General features: G+C 71.2%; 16 protein-coding genes. 11 read left to right on the top strand and 5 right to left on the bottom strand.

Going from position 1 to position 19,551, the window contains the following annotated elements:
* Positions 1 to 30: 30 nt before the first annotated feature.
* The 4 genes from ACWD2L_RS10465 (at position 31) to ACWD2L_RS10480 (ending at position 4,709) form a co-directional block, all read left to right on the top strand.
* Positions 31 to 1,386 carry an ABC transporter substrate-binding protein gene (locus tag ACWD2L_RS10465; RefSeq protein ID WP_451188539.1) on the top strand — a complete coding sequence of 452 codons (1,356 nt, stop codon included), beginning with the start codon at positions 31 to 33 and terminating at the stop codon, positions 1,384 to 1,386.
* A gap of 77 nt (positions 1,387 to 1,463) precedes the next feature.
* The gene (locus ACWD2L_RS10470) at positions 1,464 to 2,348 is read left to right on the top strand and encodes a carbohydrate ABC transporter permease (RefSeq protein ID WP_403845881.1); all 885 of its coding nucleotides are present in this window, start codon (positions 1,464 to 1,466) and stop codon (positions 2,346 to 2,348) included.
* Positions 2,338 to 3,207 (top strand): carbohydrate ABC transporter permease, encoded by an 870-nt coding sequence (locus ACWD2L_RS10475; protein WP_451188542.1) that lies wholly within the window; start codon positions 2,338 to 2,340, stop codon positions 3,205 to 3,207. Before ACWD2L_RS10470 ends, ACWD2L_RS10475 begins: the two co-directional genes overlap by 11 nt.
* A gap of 20 nt (positions 3,208 to 3,227) precedes the next feature.
* The gene (locus tag ACWD2L_RS10480; RefSeq protein ID WP_451188545.1) at positions 3,228 to 4,709 is read left to right on the top strand and encodes an FGGY-family carbohydrate kinase; all 1,482 of its coding nucleotides are present in this window, start codon (positions 3,228 to 3,230) and stop codon (positions 4,707 to 4,709) included.
* A gap of 12 nt (positions 4,710 to 4,721) precedes the next feature.
* Here ACWD2L_RS10480 and ACWD2L_RS10485 read toward each other — a convergent pair whose 3' ends face one another.
* Entirely contained in the window at positions 4,722 to 6,182 is a 1,461-nt protein-coding gene (locus ACWD2L_RS10485) for an APC family permease (protein ID WP_451188548.1), read from the bottom strand.
* 200 nt (positions 6,183 to 6,382) lie between these two features.
* On the opposite strand from ACWD2L_RS10485, the gene dapE reads away from it, so the two are divergent.
* On the top strand, positions 6,383 to 7,468 hold the full coding sequence (gene dapE, locus ACWD2L_RS10490; protein WP_451188551.1) for a succinyl-diaminopimelate desuccinylase: 1,086 nt from the start codon (positions 6,383 to 6,385) through the stop codon (positions 7,466 to 7,468).
* Here the strand turns inward: dapE and ACWD2L_RS10495 are convergent.
* The gene (locus ACWD2L_RS10495; RefSeq protein ID WP_451188553.1) at positions 7,457 to 9,040 is read right to left on the bottom strand and encodes a PucR family transcriptional regulator; all 1,584 of its coding nucleotides are present in this window, start codon (positions 9,038 to 9,040) and stop codon (positions 7,457 to 7,459) included. The genes dapE and ACWD2L_RS10495 overlap by 12 nt on opposite strands.
* Positions 9,041 to 9,156: 116 nt before the next feature.
* Here ACWD2L_RS10495 and ACWD2L_RS10500 point away from each other — a divergent pair, with 116 nt between their 5' ends.
* From ACWD2L_RS10500 to ACWD2L_RS10520, 5 genes are all read left to right on the top strand, one after another.
* Positions 9,157 to 9,966 (top strand): chorismate synthase, encoded by an 810-nt coding sequence (locus ACWD2L_RS10500; RefSeq protein WP_451188556.1) that lies wholly within the window; start codon positions 9,157 to 9,159, stop codon positions 9,964 to 9,966.
* Complete coding sequence (gene menC / locus ACWD2L_RS10505; protein WP_451188559.1) at positions 9,963 to 11,069, top strand: o-succinylbenzoate synthase; 1,107 nt, start codon at positions 9,963 to 9,965, stop codon at positions 11,067 to 11,069. The genes ACWD2L_RS10500 and menC overlap by 4 nt, the downstream gene beginning before the upstream one ends.
* Positions 11,070 to 11,203: 134 nt before the next feature.
* Positions 11,204 to 11,851, top strand: coding sequence for a class I SAM-dependent DNA methyltransferase (locus tag ACWD2L_RS10510; RefSeq protein ID WP_451188562.1), 648 nt, complete (start codon positions 11,204 to 11,206; stop codon positions 11,849 to 11,851).
* A 183-nt stretch (positions 11,852 to 12,034) separates the two neighbouring features.
* Complete coding sequence (locus ACWD2L_RS10515) at positions 12,035 to 13,147, top strand: FAD-dependent oxidoreductase (protein WP_451188565.1); 1,113 nt, start codon at positions 12,035 to 12,037, stop codon at positions 13,145 to 13,147.
* 104 nt (positions 13,148 to 13,251) lie between these two features.
* Positions 13,252 to 13,665, top strand: a complete 414-nt coding sequence (locus ACWD2L_RS10520) for a VOC family protein (protein ID WP_451188568.1) — start codon at positions 13,252 to 13,254, stop codon at positions 13,663 to 13,665.
* 69 nt (positions 13,666 to 13,734) lie between these two features.
* Here the strand turns inward: ACWD2L_RS10520 and ACWD2L_RS10525 are convergent, their stop codons facing one another.
* From ACWD2L_RS10525 to ACWD2L_RS10535, 3 genes are all read right to left on the bottom strand, one after another.
* The gene (locus tag ACWD2L_RS10525; RefSeq protein WP_451188571.1) at positions 13,735 to 15,570 is read right to left on the bottom strand and encodes a phospholipase C; all 1,836 of its coding nucleotides are present in this window, start codon (positions 15,568 to 15,570) and stop codon (positions 13,735 to 13,737) included.
* A gap of 128 nt (positions 15,571 to 15,698) precedes the next feature.
* Entirely contained in the window at positions 15,699 to 16,937 is a 1,239-nt protein-coding gene (gene efeB / locus ACWD2L_RS10530) for an iron uptake transporter deferrochelatase/peroxidase subunit (protein ID WP_451188574.1), read from the bottom strand.
* Positions 16,934 to 18,133, bottom strand: coding sequence for an EfeM/EfeO family lipoprotein (locus ACWD2L_RS10535; RefSeq protein ID WP_451188577.1), 1,200 nt, complete (start codon positions 18,131 to 18,133; stop codon positions 16,934 to 16,936). The genes efeB and ACWD2L_RS10535 overlap by 4 nt, the downstream gene beginning before the upstream one ends.
* Before the next feature lie 229 nt (positions 18,134 to 18,362).
* Here ACWD2L_RS10535 and ACWD2L_RS10540 point away from each other — a divergent pair, with 229 nt between their 5' ends.
* A complete protein-coding gene (locus ACWD2L_RS10540) occupies positions 18,363 to 19,529 on the top strand; it encodes a TetR/AcrR family transcriptional regulator (RefSeq protein ID WP_451188580.1) in 1,167 nt (388 codons plus the stop codon).
* Positions 19,530 to 19,551 lie beyond the last annotated feature (22 nt).

Raw genomic sequence — 19,551 nt, forward strand, 5'->3', positions numbered from 1 at the left:
CACACCCACCAAGAGAGACGGGAGCACGCCATGCTCCAGCACGGCAAAGGCGCCGTGACGCCGTCCCGCCGCCGCTTCCTCGGCGCCGCCGCCGGGCTCGCGGCGGCCGGCGCCGCCGCACCGCTGCTCAGCGGGTGCGGCGGACCGGCCAGTGCCGACGGGCGCACGCTCAAGTTCTGGTACTTCTACGACGCCCACTCGCCCGAACCGGCGGACCGGGCACGCGCGAAGTGGTTCCAGGACCTCGTGAGGGACTGGAACGCCGGTCACAACATCAAGATCGAGCTGTACTACGTGCCCGGCGACAGCTACCAGGGCTCGAAGATGGTCACGGCCTTCGCCTCCGAGGCGGGCCCCGACATCTTCCTGCTCAGTCCCGGCGACTTCCTGCGCTACTACAACGGCGGCATCCTCGCCGACCTCACCCCGCACCTGGACAAGGGAGTCGTCGAGGACTACGGCGACAGCCTCGACAGCCGCATGGTCGACGGCAAGGTCTACGCCCTGCCGATGGAGGTCGAGCCACTGGCCATGTACTACAACGTCCCCGTCTGGGAGAAGGCGGGACTGTCCGAGGGAGACATCCCGACGACCTGGGACGCCATGCTCGACGCCGGAGACAAGCTGCGCGCCAAGGCCGGCGCGGGCCTCGTCCTCCAGACCGACCCCGGCTACTACCAGAATTTCACCTGGTACCCGTGGATGTGGCAGGGCGGCGGCGAGGTCGTCGACGAGCACGGGCGGGTCGGCTTCGACTCCAAGGCCGCACGGCAGGCGCTCGGGCTGTGGCAGGACGCCGTCCGGGCGGGTATCGCGCCGCGCACCATGCCAGCCGCCGACGACCCGATCACCGCCTTCACCTCCCATCTCGCGGGCATGTGGCAGAGCGGCATCTGGGAGATCTCCGGGTTCCGGACGTCCGCGCCCAAGCAGAAGTACGGCGTCTTCAAACTGCCGCTGCCCAGCGGCGGCAAGTACACGACGATCCTCGGCGGTTGGTCCTTCTGCGCCAGCACCCAGGGCAGCAACCCCGAGGCCGCGGCGGAGTTCTGCGCCTGGGCACTCGGCGGGATGAACGACGAGTCGATCGGGCGGACCGTCGACTGGTGCACCGGCTCCAAGTCCGACATCTCGCCCCGCACTTCGGCCCTGGAACGGGCGGCCGACAACGGCGGCTACGACTTCTGGGCGATGAAGAAGTTCAAGGAAGAGATCTTCCCCGGCGGCCGCGCCGAACCCCGCTACCCACCCGTGGTCTACAAGGCGGTCTCGGACGCCATCCAGGCCACGATGCTGGCCGGCAAGGGCGTGGCGGGCGAGACGGACCGGGCCGCTCAGAGCATCGAGGCCTTCATGCAGAGCTACCAGGGGGCGAGCCTGATATGACGAGCGTCGCGTCAGAGACGACAGAAAGGGCGCCGGTACCAGCGCCTGCCGGGGCCGCACCGCCCGCGGGCCGTCGCATGTCCCGGGCCCGCAGGGAGTGGCTGGCCGCCGCGCTGTTCCTGCTGCCCGACGGCATCGGGCTCGGCGTCTTCGTCGTGCTGCCCATGTTCCTGTCGATCGCGCTGAGCTTCTTCCAGGTCTCGGGCTTCGGCAGCTACGAGTGGGTGGGCCTCGGCAACTACGAGCGGATGCTGCACGATCCGTACTTCTGGTCCTCGATCGGGGTGACCGCGAAGTACGTGGTGATCCTCGTGCCCACCCTCTTCTGTGTCAGCCTCGCGCTCGGCGTGCTGATGAAGCAGAAGCTGCCGGGCATGGCCGCCTACCGCACGGCGTTCTTCCTGCCGCACATGCTCAGCCTGGTCGTCGTCGGCCTGCTGTGGAAGTTCATGCTCGACGAACAGACGGGCGTGGTGAACAAGGCCGGCGGCGCCCTCGGCATGAACCCGCTGTCCTGGCTGGGCGACCCCGACCTCGCGCTGTACGCCGTCATCGCCGTGACCGTCTGGTACATGATGGGCTACTACATGATCATTTTCCTGGCAGGTCTCAACGAGATCCCCCAGGAGCTGTACGAGGCGGCGAAGCTCGACGGGGCGGGAGCCTGGACGGCCTTCCGGCGGATCACCTGGCCGCTGCTGCGGCCGACCAGCTTCTTCGTGCTGATCATGACCACCGTCGCGGCCATCACCGGAACCTTCGACCTGGTCTTCGTGCTGACCTCCGGCGGCCCGGCCAACGGCACCGCGGTGGCGATGTTCTACATCTACCAACAGGCCTTCGTGTTCGGCGAGTACGGGTACGCCGCGGCTCTCGGCTCCTTCCTGGTGTTGATCATGGTCGCCCTCTCCGGACTGATCTTCAAGGTGACCAAGGGCGGGAGGTTCGACGATGAGCAGTGACACCGCGACCCTGGTGAGGACGCCCCGCACCGCGGCCGGCGCCTCCCGGAGTCGGTTCGGTCCCCGCGCCGGACTGGTCGCCCTGGCGATCGTGCTGGCCGCCGTGAGCATCTTCCCGGTGCTGTGGATGCTCACCGCCTCCGTGAAGACCCGCGCCACGGTCACTGACGGCAAGTTGATCCCGACGGACCTGACGTGGGACAACTTCGCCTACGTCTTCACCGAAGTGCCCTTCGCGCGCTGGCTGTTCAACAGCTTCATCACGGCGGCGGTGATCACGGTGGTGGCTCTGCTCATCCACTCGATGGCCGCCTACGCGCTTGCGCGGCTCAAGTTCCCCGGCCGGGACGGCATCTTCGTGGTGATCTTCTCGACGCTGCTGATCACCGCACCCGTCATCCTGATCCCGCTGTTCATTGTCGTCCGCACGCTGGGAATGCTCGACAGCTACGCGGCCCTGATCGTCCCACCGCTGTTCAACGCCTTCGGGATCTTCCTGCTCCGCCAGTTCTACCTCGGCATCCCGAAGGAACTGGAGGAGGCGGCGATCGTCGACGGCTGCGGATACTGGCGCGTGTACTGGAACGTCATCCTGCCGCTGTCCCGGCCGATCCTCTCCGCGCTTTCGGTGTTCTTCTTCCTCGCGAACTGGAACGCGTTCGCCTGGCCGCTGGTCGCCACCAACAGCGAGGCTCTGACGGTCACCCAGGTGGGCATCGCCTCGTTCAGCACCCAGTACGGCGCGAACTGGAACTACGTACTGGCCGCCGCGGTGGTGGCGGTCGTCCCCATGCTCGCCCTCTTCCTCGTCTTCCAGCGCCAGATGGTCGAATCGATTAAGACCTCCGGCCTGAAGTAGCACCAGAAAGGGTGGCCACCATGCCCCAGTCAGCAGTCATCGGCGTGGACATCGGCACGTCCAGTAGCAAGGGAATCCTCGTCGCCCTCGACGGCACCGTGCTGCACACCGCCGTCCGCGAGCACACCGTCGACCGCCCCGCCCCAGGGCACGTGGAGATGGCGGGCGAGGTGTGGTGGGACGAGTTCGTCGCCCTCGCCCACGAGTTGACCTCCGCCCAGGACACGGACGTGGTCGCCGTCGGCGTCAGCGGCATGGGGCCCTGCGTGCTGCTCACCGACGCCGATGACACGCCGCTGCGGCCCGCGATCCTGTACGGCGTCGACACCCGCTCCGTCGTCCAGATCGAGCGCCTTGAAAGGGAGTTGGGGGCGGAGGAGATCGCTCACCGGTGCGGGTCACGGCTCACGTCGCAGGCGGCGGGCGCCAAGGTGGCGTGGGTCGTCGACGAGGAACCGGAGCTGTTCGCCCGCGCCCGCCGCCTCTACATGCCCAGCTCCTGGCTCGCCCGCAAGCTCACTGGCGCCTACGTCCTCGACCACCACTCCGCCAGCCAGAGCACCCCGCTCTACGACACCCTGACCCGCGACTGGTACGCACCGTGGGCCGAGCGGATCGCGCCCGGACTCGAACTCCCGCCGCTGTGCTGGTCCGGCGAGGCGGCCGGCACGGTCACCGCCGAGGCCGCCCGCGCCACCGGCCTGCCGGTCGGCATTCCCGTCACCACCGGAACCGTCGACGCCTGGGCCGAGGCGCTCAGCGTCGGGGCGCACGGCGTCGGAGACCTGATGCTCATGTACGGCACGACGATGTTCCTCGTGCACACCGTGCCCGACCTGTTGCGCGACCCGGCGCTGTGGAGCACGGTCGGCGCGCTGCCCGACACCCGCAACCTCGCCGGAGGCATGGCCACCTCCGGAGCCGTCACCGGCTGGTTGCGCGACCTGTTCGGCGACGTCGACTACCCCGAACTCCTGGGCCTCGCCGAGAAGTCGGGGCCAGGCGCGAACGGCCTGCTGATGCTGCCGTACTTCGCGGGGGAGCGCACCCCCGTCGACGACCCGCGCGCCCGTGGTGTCATCGCCGGACTGACCCTCGGCCACACACGCGGCGACCTGTACCGGTCCGCGCTGGAGGCCACCGCATTCGGTGTGCGGCACAACATCGAGGCGCTGGAGGCCGCGGGCGGTGACATCCGCCGCGTCGTCGCCGTCGGGGGCGGTACGCAGGGGCGGCTGTGGACGCAGATCGTCTCCGATGTCACCGGCCGCACGCAGGAGGTGCGGACGACGTCCGCCGGTGCGTCTTACGGAGGGGCACTGCTCGCCGCGCAACTCGTCACGGACGACGCCCGCATCGACGACTGGAACCCCGTCGCCGAACGGATCGTCCCGCGCCCCGAGGTGACGTCCCGTTACGACGAGCTGTACGCGCTGTACCGCGACCTCTACCCGGCGTCGGCCGACGTGGCGCATGCCCTGGCCGACCTCCAGACCCGCTGAGTCACCGCGTGCTCAACTCACCGCTGTGGCCGAGCCCTCCCGCTCGACCTCCTTCCGCAGCGCCGACCTGCGCCGCCCGAACGCCAGATACAGTGCGGCCGCCAGGGCCAGCCAGGCCAGGAACAACGTCCAGGTCAGTCCCGGCAGTTGGTAGGCGAGGTAGGCGCAGGAGGCGGCGGTGAGGATCGGCACCACCGGGTAGAGCGGGACCCGGAAGGGGCGCGGGGCGTCGGGGGCGATGCGGCGCAGCACCATGACCGCCGCGGCCACCGCCACGAAGGCGATCAGCGTGCCCATGCTGGTCAGGTCGGCCAACTCCTGGAGCGGGACGAACCCCGCAAGGGCCGCGACCGCGACGCCCACGATCCACGAGTTGGCCGCGGGGGTGTGCCGCTTGCGGTCCACCCGGCGGAAGACCTGCGGGACCAGTCCGTCCCGCGCCATCGAGAAGAGAATGCGGGTCTGCCCGTAGAGGGTGACGAGGACGACGCTGAAGATGGAGACGACCGCGCCCGCGGACAGCACGAGGGCGGCGGTGCCGGAGCCGGTGACCGATGTGAGGATCGACGCGAGCACCGCCTCACCGGCCGCCTCCTGGCGCGCGAACGCCGCCTCCGGCTGCGCGCCGATGCCGGCGACCGCGATCAGGATGTAGAGCGTCGTCACCACGACGAGCGTCAGCAGGAGGGCCAGCGGGATGGTGCGGCGTGGGTTGCGGACCTCCTCGCCCGCCGTGGAGACCGTGTCGAACCCGACGTAGGAGAAGAACACCGCGGAGGCGGCCGCCGTGATGCCGCCGATGCCGTGCGGCGCGAAATCGGTGAAGCGGTCGGCCCGAAAGGCGGTGAACGCCACCACCGCGAACATCACGAGGACGCCCAGCTTCACGCACACCAGGACCGAGTTGACCAGGACGGACTCGCGCGTGCCGCGGGCGAGCAACGCCGTGCACGCGAGGACGACCACGATGGCCGGGATGTTCACCAGGCCACCCGCGCCCGGCGGTTGGCTGATCACGGCGGGCAGCGTGACACCGAACAGCGCGTCCGAGACCTCGCTGAGGTACTGGCCCCAGCTGACCGCGACCGTCGACACCGCCACCCCGTACTCCAGGACCAGACACCAGGCCACCAGATACGCGATGCCCTCACCCAGCGAGGCGTACGCGTACGAGTAGGTGCTGCCCGCCACCGGGATGGCCCCGGCCAACTCCACGTAGCAGAGCGCCGCGAGGGCGGCGACGGTGCCCGCGATGACGAACGACAGCACGACTCCGGGTCCGGCCGTGGGCACACTGGTGCCGAGGACGAAGAAGATGCCGGTGCCGAGCACGGAGCTGATCCCGAGCAGTGTGAGCCGTCCCAGCCCCATGGTGCGTTGCAGGCGGGGGCCGTCGTGTGCCGTGCCCTCGGCGTCGGCGACGATGCTGTCCAGAGGTTTGCGGCGGCACAGCTGGGTGGCCACAGGGCCCATGGGTCCTCCTGTACGACGAGTGACGCGGTCGGTGAGGATGCGGATCCTTCGGGACGGGCGGCCCCCGCACATTGGCTGATCGGCACAAGTGCCGCACGGGGCGTTGGCCGATGTCACAACCCGCTGCCGGTGGCGTCGTCCGAGCATGGTGGGCGCATCCCCGCGGATCCCCCGCGACGCAGACGTGAAGGAGACCAGCCGTGCCCCTCGACCTCGCCGCCGACGTCGTCGCACTCACCGAGGTGCTGGTCGACACGCCCTCCGAGAGCGGCGCCGAGGGCCCGCTCGCCGACGCCGTCGAGGAGGCGTTGCGCGCGCTGCCGGGCCTGGACGTCGAGCGCGTCGGCGACTCCGTCGTCGCCCGCACCGACCTCGGCCACCCCGAGCGGGTCGTCCTCGCCGGACACCTCGACACCGTCCCGGCGGCCGGCAACCTCCCGGCGCGCCGTGACGGCGAGCGGTTGTACGGGCTCGGCGCCTGCGACATGAAGGGCGGTGTGGCCGTCGCGCTGAAGCTGGCCGCCGCCGCGTCGGGCGCGCGCGAATCGATGAACCGTGACGTGACCTTCGCCTTCTATGAGTGCGAGGAGATCGCCGGCGACCGCAACGGCCTCGCCGTGATCGCCGCGCGCAGGCCCCAACTCCTCGACGGCGACCTGGCGTTGCTCCTCGAACCCTCCGACGGCGGCGTGGAAGCGGGCTGCCAGGGCTTCCTCCTCGCCGACATCGTCGTGCCGGGGCAGCGGGCCCACACCGCGCGCGCCTGGATGGGCAGCAACGCCGCACACCTCGCGGGCGAGGTCCTCACCCGGCTCCACGCGCACGTCCCCGAACGGATCACGATCGACGGCCTGGAGTACCGCGAGGGCCTCAACGCCGTCGCCGTACGCGCCGGGGTGTCGTCCAACGTCGTGCCCGACGAGTGCGTGGTCACGGTCAACCTCCGCTTCGCGCCCAGCCGTTCACCCGAGGAGGCGGAGGCGTACCTGCGCGGGATCTTCCCGGAGTACGAGCTGCGGGTCACGGAGGTCGAGCCGGGCGCGCTGCCGGGGCTCGACCGGCCCCTGGCGGCCGGACTCGTCAAGGCCCTGGGTGTCGAACCGCGGCCGAAGCTCGGCTGGACCGACGTGGCACGCTTCGCGTCGCTCGGCGTCCCCGCACTGAACTGCGGGCCCGGCGACCCGCAACTGGCACATACACCGGGGGAGTTCGTGGAAACGGCGGAGGTGCGGGCGTGTGAGGAACGGCTGCGTGACTGGCTGCTGTCCCGGGGTTCAGCCGCGTAGCCCCGCCAACGTACGCAACTGGACCCACAGCACAAGCCGCTCGTCCGGGGCGTCGAGGTCGATGCCGAGCTGCCGCTGCACTTTGCGCAGGCGGTAGCGGCAGGTGTTCGGGTGGACGACCAGACGCTCCGCCGCGCGTCCGGCGTCGCAGCCCGCGTCCAGCCAGCAGATGAGCGTACGGGCGTACTCGGTACCGTGCTCGGCGTCGTGAGCGAGGACGTCCTGCCACGGGCCGACCGCCTGGTCCCTACGGCCCGCAAGGAACTCGCCGAGCACGAGCAGCGAGGTCCGCGCCCGCACCTGCCCGGCGTCCGCGACCTGCCCGGCGCCGAGCACCCGCAGCACCAGATCGGCGTCGTCGCGCGAGTCCCGGACCCCGGCGACGCCCGGCACCGCGTGCCCGAGCCCGGCCCGCACGGAGATCCGCAGCGCCTCCTCCGCGCGCCGCACGATGTCCTCCGCGATCCGCAGATGCCGGTCGGCGGCGTGGTCGGCGGCCCCGACCACCGGCAGCAGCGCGTACACCACGCCGTCGAGCAGGACGCAGGCGTGCTGCCCGTAGCGGGTCTGGCACTGGAGGCGTACGAGGTCGAGCAGGCGCAGTGCCGCCTGTCCGCCGTCCTGCGCGGTCGCCGCGCCCGCGAGGGCGAACGCCGCGGCCCGCACCGGGGCGTCGGGCGCGAGGCCGAGGCGGTGCGCGGCCGCGGCCGGTTCGATGGAGCCGTCGAGCAGGCGGCGCAGCAGGTCGCTGCTCAGGTGCCGGGCCAGCTCGTCGGCGGCCCGCGCCCGCAGCAGCAGCATCGCGGCGGCCGAGGCGCCCTGGCGCAGCGCGTCCTCGGCGTCGGCAGCCAGGCTCCCCGTGTCCACCGCCCAGATCGAGCCGAGCAGCTCGCCTCCGGCGCGCACGGTGGTGGCGAGGCGCGGCAGCTCGTCGGCGGTCACCCCGGGGAGTTCCAGCGGGCCCTCGGCGGCGTACAGGAGGCGGTAGTCGTCGTCGTTCTCCGGGCTGCCGGGGACCTGGCGGCCGAGGATGCCCTGCCGTCTGGTCTCGTCGACCTGCTGGCCGGGGACGGTCGAGTACGCGAGGATCTGGCGGCCGAGGTCCTCGACGGCTATCGCCCCGCCGACGGCCGCCGCGACGGCGTTGGCCAGCGCGAACAGATCACCCGGCAGCGCGTCCTCGCCCAGCGGCGCCGTCCGTGCGCCGTGCGCCCCGACGACGGACGACAGGAGCTGGAAGACCTGGTGCCAGGCGGCGTCCCGGTCCGCCCCGAGCAGCGCCGCACCCGCCGCCTCGGCGTCCGGCACCGCCCGCGACCCGTCGCCGCGCACCACGACGCCCGCCATCCCGGCCCGCCCGGCCTCGCGCACCAGCGGCCCGGCCTCGCCCGCGCGCACGCCGACGGCGAGGAGCAGTGCGCCCGGCGCGCGCTCCGGCAGAGGGGCGTGCGGGTCGTGCAGCAGCACCTCGGTGACGGGGGCGCCAAGGCCGTGCGGCGCGCTGAGCAGGCGCAGCGTGGAGCCGCCGAGCGCGTCGAGGAGGTTTCCCAGGGTGCAGGTGTCCATGTCCATGGGTGAACCTTTCGCCGACGGCGGGAGCGGGGGATTGTCCGATCGCAACAGGCTAGACGCCGATGATTGGCCTCCACCACAAGGCCCTCTCCATGGTCCGCCTTGAGACTCGTGCCATGAACGATCTGACGACCTCGACCGTCGACGACGTGGCAGGACTGCGGGCGGTTGCCGACTTCCTCGCCGACGTGTGGCAGATGCCCCGCGACGCCCCGCCCTTCCACACCGATGTGCTGCACAGCGTCGCCCACGCGGGCGGCGCCGTGCACGCGGCCTGGTCGGGAGGCGCCGTGGTCGGTGCATCGGTCGCGGTGTTCGGCCCGCCGGCCGAGCGGGACGTGTACTCGCTGGCCGCCGCGGCGGCCGTCTCCGACCGCGGCACGGGCCTCGCCGTCAAGCAGGCCCAGCGCGCGTGGGCCCTCGAACGCGGGGCGCGCACCATGCGCTGGACCTTCGACCCGCTCGTCGCCAGGAACGCCCGCTTCAACCTGGTCAAGCTCGGCGCGGTCGCCAGCGAGTACCAGGTCGACTTCTACGGGCCGATGGACGACGGCATCAACAACGGCGACGAGACCGACCGCCTCACCGCCCTGTGGGACCTGACGGACTCCCCCGTTCACGCCCCGGACCCCACCGAGGGCCGCGCCGAGGCCGCCGTGACCGCGAACGCCCCCGACGGCGGACCGCTCGCCGCCCGCGACGCGACCCGGCTGTGGTGCCGCGTCCCCGAGGACATCGTCGCGCTGCGCGCCAGTGACCCCGACACCGCGCTGCGCTGGCGGCACGCCGTGCGGGACGTGTTCACCTCGGCGTACGCGGAGGGCATGCGGGCGACCGCGATGTCCCGCGACGGCTGGTACCTGCTCACCCACCTCGCAGACCGCACCCACCTCACCGTCCCGGCCGCCCAGGAGGACCAGGCATGAAGATCGAGCGCGTAGAGCTGCTGCACATCGCGATTCCGCTGGTCAAGCCGTTCCGTACCTCGTTCGGCAGCGTCGACAGCAAGGACGCCTTCCTGCTGCACGTGGTGACCGACGAGGCCGAGGGCTGGTCCGAGTTCGCCGGCGACCCCGACCCGCTGTACTGCTCCGAGTTCATCGCGGGCGCCGAGATCGTCATCCGCGACTTCCTGCTGCCGCGCGTCAAGGCCCTGCCCGAGCCGCGCGCGGCGGCCGCCGGGGCGGCGATGGAACCGGTCAAGGGCAACGAGCTGGCGAAGGCCGCCCTGGAGACCGCGCTGCTCGACGCCGAACTGCGGGCCTACGGAATGCCGCTGGCGACCTACCTGGGCTCCACCACCGGGCAGCGGGTGCCCGCAGGTGTCTCCGTCGGCATCAAGAACTCCATCCCGGAACTCCTCGACGACGTCGAGGAGTATCTCGCCGAGGGCTACGTCCGGATCAAGCTGAAGATCGAGCCCGGCTGGGACCTGGAGCCGCTGCGCGCGGTGCGCGAGCGCTTCGGCGACACGCTGCCGCTCCAGGTGGACGCCAATACCGCGTACACCCTCGCCGACGCCGAACACCTGCGGAAACTCGACGAGTTCGGGCTGCTGCTCATCGAGGAGCCGCTCACCGAGAACGACCTGCGCGCCCACGCCCGCCTTCAGGAACGCATCAACACCCCTGTCTGCCTGGACGAGTCGATCCACAGCGCGCGGGACGCCGCCACCGCCATCGCCATGGAGGCCTGCCGGATCATCAACGTCAAGCCGGCCCGCGTCGGCGGCTACCTGGAGGCCCGCCGCATCCACGACGTGGCGGTCGCCAACGGTGTGCCGGTGTGGTGCGGCGGCATGCTGGAGACGGGCATAGGCCGGGCCCCCAACCTGGCCCTCGCCGCGCTGCCCGGCTTCACCCTGCCCGGCGACACCTCGGCCTCCAGCCGCTACTACGCCGAGGACATCACCGAGCCGTTCGTGCTCGACAAGGACGGCTGCCTGACGGTGCCGTCGGGCCCCGGCATCGGCATCGACCCGCTGCTGGACACCCTTGCGCGCTTCACCACCGCCACGCACGTGCTGTAGGCGGGGCTCGTATACGGCTCCGGTCCGGCGTTCGGGGCCGTCCTTCCTGGGTAGCGGCCTGAAGGGCATCACCGGGTGCGGGCCGCGCCAGGGCCGCCGGTGGCGCGAACTGTCGGACGACAAGGGAGACTTGGGTGTCAGAGAGTCAGGACCGGATCAAGCGGGCGCACGGCCTCGATGGGATCCCCGACCGCATCGACACGTACTACGGAGACTGGGCGGCCTCGTACGACGAGGATCTGCGGACCACCGAATACCGGGGCCCGCACGAGATCGGCGAGCTCTTCGGCGCCATGGCGGGCGACCGTCCCGGAGCCGTCGGGGCCGGGTCCGTGGTCCTCGACGCGGGCTGCGGGACCGGCCTCGTCGGCGCGGAGCTGTCGCGGCGCGGTGTCTCGGTGATCGACGGCTTCGACCTCAGCGAAGGCATGGTGACCGAGGCCCGCAAGACCGGCGTCTACCGTTCGCTCACCCCGGGCGTGGACATGAACCAGGGCCTGGTGGAGTTCGCCGACGACAGCTACGACGTCGTCGTGTCGTGCGGGGTGTTCACGCTGGGACACGTTCCCCCGCCCGCCCTGCGCGGCCTGCTGCGGGTCACCAGGCCCGGCGGCCTCGTCCTGATGAGCACCTTCTCGAAGTACCTCGCGGGCTCGGACTTCGTCGCGTACGTGCAGGGGCAGGCGGACGTCGGTGCCCTCAAGGTCGTCGAGCGGCGGCGCGACGTGCCGTACACGGCGGAGGGTCCGGCGGACTACTGGGCGCTCGAGGTGCTGCGCTGACGGATCCGTGCGGCGGGTTCCCGCCGGTGGGGCCGCTGTCGGTGCGCTGTCGGTGGCGGTCGGTGGTCTGTAGGTGATCTGTCGTGGGCCGCAGGGAGATTGGTGCACGTCGGCGTCGCGCAACAGCGGCGCCGGTCGCGGGCACCACGCCCTGCGGCCCACGCACGATCCGGAAGGACCCTCATGACACACGACGTCACGATCATCGGCGCCGGTCTCGGCGGCCTCGCTCTCGCCCGCGTCCTGCACCTCCACGGCATACCCGCCACCGTGCACGAGGCGGAGGCCTCCCCGGCCGACCGCGCGCAGGGCGGCCTGCTCGACATCCACGACTACAACGGTCAGCTCGCCATCGAGGCCGCAGGCCTGATGGAGGAGTTCCGCGGCCTCGTCCTGGAGGGCCACGAGGCCATGCGGGTCCTCGACCCGGACGGCTCGCTCCTGTACGAGCAGGCCGACGACGGAACGGGCGGCCGCCCCGAGGTCTACCGCGGTGAACTGCGGCAGATCCTCCTCGACTCCCTCCCGCCCGGCACCGTCCGCTGGGGCCACAAGGTCACCGGCGCCCGCGCCCTCGGCGAAGGACGCCACGAGGTGACCTTCGCGGACGGCACCGCCACCGTCACCGGCCTGCTGGTCGGAGCGGACGGCGCCTGGTCACGGATCCGGCCGCTGCTCACCCCGGCCACCCCCGAGTACAGCGGCAAGTCGGTCGTCGAGACCTACGTGTACGACGCCGACACCCGGCATCCGGCCACGGCGAAGGCGGTAGGCGACGGGATGATGATCTCGTTCAAGCCCGGCCGTGAGCTCTTCGCCCACCGGGAGCGGGCCGGCACCCTGCACGCCTACATCGGTATCGCCGAGCCCACGGAGTGGTTCGACGCCATCGACTTCACCGACGCCGCCGCGGTCACCGCGCGGATCGCGGAGGAGTACGAGGGCTGGGCGCCGGAGCTCACCGCGCTGATCACCGAGGCCGACGGCACGCCGGTGCTGCGTCCGCTGTTCACCTTGCCGGTCGGCAACCGCTGGGAGCGGGTCCCGGGCGTCACCCTGCTGGGCGACGCCGCCCACCTCGCGCCCCCGAACGGCGAGGGCGCCAACCTGGCGATGCTCGACGGCGCCGAACTCGGCAAGGCGCTGGCCGCGCACCAGGAGGACGTCGAGGCCGCGCTGAGCGCCTACGAGGAGACCATGTTCGTCCGCACGGCAGAGACCCACGGGCCCGACCTCGACGACCACGCGATGCGGGAAATGCTCGACGAACTGACCCGGCAGAAGCAGTCTGGCTGAGGGGCTCGGCTTGTCCGGTGTTCCCCGTGCGGGGGCGGTGCGGACGCCGAATAATGCGGGGGACCGGGGCGCAGCGTGGCGCCCCACACGGAAAGGAATGACCCGTGGCTTCTCGCCTCAACCCGTACATCGCCTTCAACGGGGACGCCCGTCAGGCCATGGAGTTCTACAAGGAGGTGTTCGGCGGCGAGCTCGCCCTGAACACCTTCGGCTCCGCCGGTGGCGGCGGGGCGCCCGCCGACTTCGCCGACAAGATCATGCACGCCCTCCTGGAGACGCCGGACGGGTTCATGATCATGGGCTCGGACACCCCGCCCGGAATGGACCACACCGCGGGCACCAACATCTCGGTCAGCGTGAGCGGCGACGACGCCCGGGCGCTGCGCGGCTACTGGGAGAAACTGTCCGCCGACGGCACGGTCGGCGTGCCGCTGGAGAAGCAGATGTGGGGCGACGAGTTCGGCATGTGCACCGACCGCTTCGGCATCAACTGGATGGTCAACATCAGCGGCCAGTAGCCCGCACACGGTCCGCCCGGCACGGTCCAGGGGGCGCTGGGCCGTGCCGGGCAGTCTGGGGGAGCGCCGTCAGGTGGCGGTGTGCCGCCTGCGTCGCAGGGTGAGGTACGTGCCGGTGGCGCCCGTGGCGAGCAGCGCGGCCACCCCGAGGCTCACCGGGAGCACCGGGAAGCCGTCGGTCGACGCGGCCGTGTTCTCCATCGGCGGGCCCGGCGTGATGTGTGTCGTGACGGGGGCGACGCTCTTGGCGGGGCCCTCGGACTTCACCGAGCCGTCCGCGTTCAGCAGCAGCTGTCTGTTGTTGGGGTGCTTGAAGTCGAACATGCCGGACAGCGGGCCCGCGGTGGCGTCGAAGGAGTGGTCGCCGATCCTGCCGGTGTGCCAGTTGTCCTCGATGAACCGGATGATCGACGCCTGGTCGGTCATGGTGTGGTCGACCTTGTTGACCCTGCTGTACGGGGAGATCACGAGCAGCGGCTGCCGAGTGCCGGGCCCGCAGCGGTCCTGGTAACCCCCGGCCGCCGCCGGGCCGTTCTGGCAGGCGGGGGAGTCGGTGGCCTTGCCGTTGGAGCCGACGGTGGTGTCCTTCGAACCGTTGCGCGGCGGGATGTAGGCGTGGTCGTACCAGCCGTCCGAGTCGTCGTACGCGACGACGATCGCGGTCGACTTCCACTGCGGTGAGCTCTGCACCGCGTTGATCTGGTTCACCAGGAAGTGCTGCTCGTCGACCGGGTCGGAGTAGCCGGCGTGCCCGTCCTGGTACGCGCTCGCCTTGACGAAGCTGACGGCCGGGAGATGGCCCGACTTCGCGGCGGCCGAGAAGTCGGTCAGGTCGTAATTGTGATTGGCGCGCCCGGCGTGGCCGATCTCCGCGACGCTCGTGGGCGCGAGGTGGTGCGGGTTCGCCGTCGATTTGTAGTAGGCGAACGGGTTGTGGTGCGGGCTGTAGTCAAGTGTGGCCGCGCCGCCGACGTTGGCGTGCGCGTCCTCGCACGTGGCGTACGAGCCGTCCTCGCCGTTCCACGCACTGCTCGGCCGGAAGCCGCCCTGGAACCAACCCCAGGGAACTTTGCGGTTGTTGAGAAGGTCGCCGATGTTCTTTCCCCGCATGGTGGCGAGCGCGTTCTCGGAGGTGTGGTTCTTGTCGGAGCAGTCGTCGTAGGACGGGTCCGGGTCATTGATCATCGTGCCGACGCCGTCCGCGTCCGGCGACTGGACCGCGGTCTTGTCCGGCGTATCGGTCTGCTTCGGGTTCTCGGTGCTGGAGGCCGGGTCGGTGGAGATGACTCCGTGCGTGTTCCCGGAGGCCAGGTTGATGGCGCCGGGCGTCGAGGGGCCGTAGTTCGAGCCGTAGGAGCGGTCGCTCAGGGAGTAGTGCTGGGCGTAGTTCCACAGCGCGGTGACGGTGTTGCCGTCGAAGTAGTCCATCACCAGGCCCGGTTCGCCGAACAGGCCGCCGCTGCACTTGTCGACCTCGGTGTTCTGCACGAACTTGTCGGCCTTGCCGCCGTTGTACGCGTACTGCTCGGGCCCGTAGGAATGGTTCTGGTCGCAGGTCACCGCGTGGTCGGGCGTCAGCCGCTTCGGGGTGTATTGGTTGGGGTTCTTCTTCAGCAGGCCCGCGTGCGCGAGGGTGTCGATGTTCTTCGGCGTGCCCTTGGCCGGCGTGAACTTCGTGCCGTCGGTGTTCGCGGCCTTCGGGTACGTCGCGAAGTAGTGGTCGAAGGAGTTGTTCTCGTCGAAGAGTACGACCACGTGCTTGATCGGGGTGGCGGTGCCGGCGTCGCCGGTGGCGGCCCAGGTGGGCGATGCCCCGCCGAAGAAGGTGAGCGCGGCGGCGCCCGCGAGCGCGCCCGCGGTGCGAATCGCCGTGCGTCTGGCTGAGGTACGTGCCTTGCTGGGCATGCGGGTTCAACCTCCGGCCTCAACTGCAGTGACCCCCAGTGAACATGGCGCGTACATGTAAACGGTCGGCCTTGACCACATGTTGACCGCCTGTGAGCCGAACCTTTCCTCTTGGGTTCGGTCCGGGGTCAGGAAAGGAGTACGCGGCCGTACCAGTCGTCCGTATCGCGCACGCCCGGCAGCGCGAAGAAGTAGCCGCCGCCGAACGGGGAGATGTAGTCGGTGAGCGGTTCGCCCGCGAGCCGCTTCTGCACCGTCTCGAACTGCCGCCGCACGTCGTGCTGGTAGCAGCAGAACAGCAGGCCCATGTCGAGATTGCCGTTGGCGTCCGTGCCCCGGTCGTAGTTGTACGCGCGGCGCAGGATCCGCTGGCCCGCGGTGTGGGGCGTGCGGGGGTTGGCGAGGCGGATGTGCGCGTCCAGCGGGATGACGTCACCCTTGGGGTCGTCGACGAACTTCGGTGTGTCGTGCTCCGCGTCGCCGTCCAGCGGCGCGCCCGACGCACGGGAACGGCCGAACATCCGCTCCTGCTCGCTGAGCGAGACCCGGTCCCAGAACTCGACCAACATCCGTATGAGCCGCACCACTTGGTAGCTGCCGCCGACGGCCCACTTCGGCTCGTCACTGTCCTTGCCGACCCACACCAGGCGGTCCATCGCGCGGGCGTCGGCGGTGTCCGGGTTGGCGGTGCCGTCCTTGAACCCCAGCAGATTGCGCGGCGTCCCCGAGGGGCGCGGCGGGCTGGTGAAGCCGTCCATGCGCCAGCGCACCTGGAGCGCGCCGCGCGTGTGCCGCGCGATGTCGCGCAGCGCGTGCAGCACCGTGTCCCGGTCATCGGCGTGCAGTTGCAGGCTCAGGTCACCGTGGCACCAGTCGGCCGCGAGGTCGTCGTCCGGGAAGGTGGGCATCGCGGTGAGCCGGCGCGGCCTGCGCCTGCCGAGCCCGAACCGGCCGTCGAACAGCGACGCCCCGACGCCTACGGTCACCGCCAGCGTCCCGCCCGGCAGCCGCTCGCCGAGCACCCCCGAGTCCGCGGGCGGCGCCGTGATCCCAGCGGGCTCCGGGGTCCCGCCCGCCGAGAGGAACCGGCAGCGGTCGGTCAACGTCCTTAGCGCGTCAGCGAGTTCGGCCCGACCGTCGGCGGTGACATCGAGGGAGACGAAGGCGGTGGCCCGGCGCTGCGCCGCGACGACGGACGCCTGCCGGGCACCGTGGAACGCGGCGACGGGCGGTGCGACCGGGACGCCGACCGGCCCCTCGCCAGGCCCCTCGACCGGGGGTGCGGCCCCACCCGCGGTGAGCCCGACCCCGGCGAGCGCGGCACCCCGCAGCAGGCCGCGCCGCCCGACACCACCCGCCCCGCTCATACCGTCCGCCGCGGATCGCACAGCGTCGCCACCGAGGCGAGGCGCTCGACGAGGTCGCCGAACCGGGCGTCGAGGTGCTCGCGCCGCGCGCGGCTCAGCTGCTCCAACGGCGGCCAGTCACCGTCGTGGCGCAGCGCGTCGAGGCTCTCTCCGGCCAGCTTCACGTCCCGCTCCAGCGACGGGAGATGGGCGTATCGCCGTGCCAGTATCGGATGCAGGCGGGAGAGGACCTCGCGGGTGCCGTCCACGTTGGCGCGGGCCGTGGCGAGATTGCTGCCGCTGCCGAAGTCCGTACGCCCTGTCAGCTCGAACTGCACCGTGTTCTCCAGGATCTCGTGCGCCCGCAGGCCCAGTTGAGCCGGGTCCATCCGGGTCTGCGCCCAGTCCTCGCGCAGCGTGGTGACTGCCTTCAGCAGCGCGGCCGTCGGAGCGCGCAGTTCGTGGTCCGACTGCCCGTGCCACAGGCCGTACTCGACGCGGTGGAAGCCGGTGAAGCCCTTGTCGCCGGTGCCGCCCGGCAGCCCGGCATCCGTGCCGTTGATCCGACCGTCGGCGTCGCCGAACGCGTCGTAGGCCGCGCCCATCCGCTCGTACTGGAGGTGGGCGGGCAGCCATGCCGTGCGGGCCGCGTCGAGGTCGTCCCGGTCGACGGCGTCGCGCAGGGTCCGCGTCAGCCGGACCACCTTGCCGAGCCCGTCGCCGACCCACTTCTGGTAGGCGATCGCCCGCGGGATCAGGTCGTGCGTGGTGACCGGCGCGGCGGCCGGCCCCGAACGCCCCTCGTGGATACGGACGATGGGGCCGGTGACGGCGTCCGCGTCCTCGGGCAGACACGTGAACGCGTACGCGCCCCTGCCGAGCCGCACCGTCAACTCCCGTGTCGTGCCCGGCCCGATGTCCTCCATCTCGCCGTACACGACGTGGCTGCGCGGATTCTCCAGGAACACCTCGGCGGAGGCGGCGGTCGTGTTGTGCAGTGCGAAGACCTGCACGCCCGGCGCGGGCTCGTCCCAGCCCTCGCCGCAACGGCTCCCGGAGACCTCGACCAGTGTGCGCCGCGGTGTGCCGGAGGGCCCGGTGTCGTCGTGCGGACGCTGCGTGAGTGCGATGACATTCGCCACCAGCAGGCAGAGCAGAACGACGAGTACACCCGTGATCAGCCACCGTTGTCCGCGCCGCCACCCAGGGCGGGGCATCGGCATCCGGGCCTCCAGGGGTCGTACGGTGCGGGACGGCCCGATGCTAGGTTGCGCTCCGCACGCGAACAGCAGTCCACCGAAAATCATGACCAAGAGTTGACACGGGCTCCTCATCTCGCCCGCCCCTACGGAGCTTTACGCACGCCATGGCGCGTGTCGCGGCGTGTGATTGACTGGCTCGCATGGCGCCGCCCCTGTCTCTGTCCCCGCTCTCGTCAGCCCGGTCATGACCGCGGAGCCGATGCCTGCCACGCGTCCCCGCAACCGCAGGCAGCTGATCGTCGAGGCGGCCGGGCGACTCTTCAGCGAGCGCGGCTACCACGCGGCGTCCATGGAGGAGATCGCCTCGGGCGTGGGCATCACCGCGGCGGCCCTGTACCGGCACTTCCCGAACAAGTACGCGCTGTTCTCCGAGTGCGCGCACGCCATGGCGGACGGGCTCGTCGCGACGCTCGACGGGCTGCCGCCCGATGCGGACACCGCGGAGCTGCTCACGGCCCTCGTCCGGATCACTGTGAAGTGCCGGGCGGAGGGCGGTGTGTACCGGTGGGAGGCCCGGTACCTCAACCGCGAGGACCGTCGACTGCTCCGGGGCAAATTTGCACGCGTCGTCGGGCGGGTGACCGAAGCGGTGCGCCGCGAACACCCGTGGGAGCGCGCGGAGTTGCGGGTCGTGGCGGCGCTCGGCGCGATCGGGTCGATCACCATGCACCGCACGTCCATCGCCCAACGCCGAGCCGAGGAGCTGCTGTTGACGTGCGCGCTCCGTCTGGTCGCGGCGGGCCCCGCGCCGACCGCGCCCGTCAAGGAGTGCTCCATCGAACTCCCGGCACTTCCGGTTGCGCGCTCGCGGCGCGCGGAGATCCTCGCGGCCGCTGTCCCACTGTTCGCGCGCGACGGGTTCGCCAACGTCACGAACGGCCAGATCGCCGAGGCGGTGGGCCTGGCCCCGTCCGCGCTCTACCGCCACTACCCGGGCAAGGTCGACATCCTGGCAGCGGCCTGTCTGCAGGCGGCGGAACTGCTGGCCCAGGCGGTGGACCAGAACCTGGAGGGGACGGCAGACCCGTACGAGGCGGTGGCGGCGCTGGCGGCCACGTATGTGGCCTACAGCTTCGAGCACACCGCGCTGACGAGCGTCGCGGAGGCCGAGTTCGTCGGCCTTCCGGCAGAGCTGCAGCGACCCTTGACCCTGGCGCAGCGCGAGCACATCGCCGTATGGGAAAGGCAGTTGAGGTCGGCCCGCCCCGAACTCGACCCGCGTCAGGCCCGCGTCCTTGTGCACGCCGGGTTCGGTGTCGTGGTCGAGGCCGGGCGGCGCATGCGGTGGCGGGACAGCGTCGAGCACCGGGCCACGGTGGCGGGGCTCGTGGTGCGGGCGCTGGGACTCTGAGCGGAGAGCCTCAACGCCCGCG

It is taken from the genome of Streptomyces sp. NPDC002754 (assembly GCF_053592315.1).